Genomic DNA, 2,500 nt, shown 5'->3' with positions numbered 1-2,500 from the left:
AAGGTCCCTAAGTTATGGCTAAGTGGGAAAGGATGTGAGGATCCCAAAACAACCAGGATGTTGGCTTAGAAGCAGCCATCATTTAAAGAAAGCGTAACAGCTCACTGGTCTAAATAAGGGTCTTTGCGCCGAAAATGTACCGGGGCTCAAGCCATACACCGAAGCTGTGGATGCACTTAATGTGCGTGGTAGCGGAGCGTTCTGTAAGTCTGTGAAGGGAGACCCGTGAGGGCTCCTGGAGATATCAGAAGTGAGAATGCTGACATGAGTAACGATAAAGAGTGTGAGAGACACTCTCGCCGAAAGTCCAAGGGTTCCTGCTTAAAGTTAATCTGAGCAGGGTTAGCCGGCCCCTAAGGCGAGGCAGAAATGCGTAGTCGATGGGAACCACGTTAATATTCGTGGGCCTGCAGGTAGTGACGGATCGTGTGTATTGTGAGATCTTATTGGATTGATCTTGCAGTGAAGCGGTTCCAGGAAATAGCTCCTGCATATAGACCGTACCCTAAACCGACACTGGTGGACTGGTAGAGAATACCAAGGCGCTTGAGAGAACTGCGTTGAAGGAACTCGGCAAAATGCACGCGTAACTTCGGAAGAAGCGTGACCCCTTTTTGCGCAAGCAGATGGGGGTGGCACAGACCAGGGGGTAGCGACTGTTTACCAAAAACACAGGGCTCTGCGAAGTCGCAAGACGACGTATAGAGTCTGACGCCTGCCCGGTGCCGGAAGGTTAAGAGGAGAGGTGCAAGCCTTGAATTGAAGCCCCGGTAAACGGCGGCCGTAACTATAACGGTCCTAAGGTAGCGAAATTCCTTGTCGGGTAAGTTCCGACCTGCACGAATGGCGTAACGACTTCCCCGCTGTCTCCAACGCAGACTCAGTGAAATTGAATTCCCCGTGAAGATGCGGGGTTCCTGCGGTTAGACGGAAAGACCCCGTGCACCTTTACTATAGCTTTACACTGGCATTCGTGACGTTATGTGTAGGATAGGTGGTAGACTTTGAAGCCTGGACGCCAGTTCAGGTGGAGTCATCCTTGAAATACCACCCTTAATCTTATGGATGTCTAACTGCGGCCCGTTATCCGGGTCCAGGACCGTGTATGGTGGGTAGTTTGACTGGGGCGGTCGCCTCCTAAAGAGTAACGGAGGCGCGCGATGGTAGGCTCAGAACGGTCGGAAATCGTTCGCTGAGTGCAATGGCATAAGCCTGCCTGACTGCGAGACTGACAAGTCGAGCAGAGACGAAAGTCGGTCATAGTGATCCGGTGGTCCCGAGTGGAAGGGCCATCGCTCAACGGATAAAAGGTACGCCGGGGATAACAGGCTGATGACCCCCAAGAGTCCATATCGACGGGGTTGTTTGGCACCTCGATGTCGACTCATCGCATCCTGGGGCTGGAGCAGGTCCCAAGGGTATGGCTGTTCGCCATTTAAAGCGGTACGTGAGTTGGGTTCAGAACGTCGTGAGACAGTTCGGTCCCTATCTGCCGTGGGTGTAGGAATATTGAAAGGATCTGTCCCTAGTACGAGAGGACCGGGATGGACGTATCTCTGGTGGATCTGTTGTCGCGCCAGCGGCATAGCAGAGTAGCTATATACGGACTAGATAACCGCTGAAGGCATCTAAGCGGGAAACTAACCTTAAAACGAGTATTCCCTATCAGAGCCGTGGAAGACTACCACGTTGATAGGCCGGGTGTGGAAGTGCGGCAACGCATGCAGCTTACCGGTACTAATAGCTCGATCGACTTGATCATTCTCATTATCAATATCCATCAAACGAAGTTTGATGTCTCTTTTGTCCTTACGGCTGAGCGCCTGACAAGTCAGGCTAGCCTGCGGACAGCACGCAACATCAGTTGCGACGGTCTCTTGACCTTGCGAAGTAAACTTCGAAGATGACAATAAGCATACGACAGTATGGCGCCGGTCGTTCGGCGTGCCCGCGTAAGCCTTCACGCAGTGAAGGTAGCGTGAGCGATAAAAATAGCACGAAAGACTTCCAGCTTCTCAAACATTATTGATGCGCTTTGCTGACCTGGTGGTTATTGCGGAGCGGCTGCACCCGATCCCATTCCGAACTCGGCCGTGAAACGCTCCAGCGCCGATGGTACTTTGTCTTAAGGCACGGGAGAGTAGGTCGCTGCCAGGTCTGCTAATCGCATCAATGAAACATCTTCTCAAAACAGAACAACTTATTCAAAACGCATCAAGCGTTTACAAAAAATACCAGCCAGATAAAGCAATGACAAACTGGCTACAAGCCTTAATCAATCAATGCTGTCTCATTCGCTTGAATAACAGCGTCGAAAAATTGGGGCTAAGGGCAAGAGCAGCCCATGTTCATCAACGACTGGCAAAGCCGGCGAGGACGAACAAAATAAAAAAACCGGGCTAAGCCCGACGCTCAAAGTTTATCGCGGGGTGGAGCAGCCCGGTAGCTCGTCAGGCTCATAACCTGAAGGCCGCAGGTTCAAATCCTGCCCCCGCAACCA

The 2,500-nt window shown here is 51.8% G+C and carries 1 tRNA gene and 2 rRNA genes (1 of these 3 cut by a window edge); all 3 read left to right on the top strand.

The features are described 5' to 3' along the window. Positions 1-1,762: ribosomal RNA gene (locus JNC77_RS17375) — 23S ribosomal RNA — on the top strand (it extends 1,209 nt beyond the left edge of the window). A 280-nt stretch (positions 1,763-2,042) separates the two neighbouring features. Beyond that, positions 2,043-2,157, top strand: a 5S ribosomal RNA gene (rrf, locus tag JNC77_RS17370). Positions 2,158-2,423: 266 nt separating this feature from the next. Further along, positions 2,424-2,500: transfer RNA gene (locus tag JNC77_RS17365), tRNA-Met, on the top strand.

The sequence above is a fragment of the Paenochrobactrum pullorum genome, assembly GCF_041929845.1.
GTDB lineage: Bacteria > Pseudomonadota > Alphaproteobacteria > Rhizobiales > Rhizobiaceae > Paenochrobactrum > Paenochrobactrum pullorum.
The sequence above is the reverse complement of the archived record's forward strand: the minus strand, read 5'-3'. Positions and strand labels throughout refer to the sequence as shown.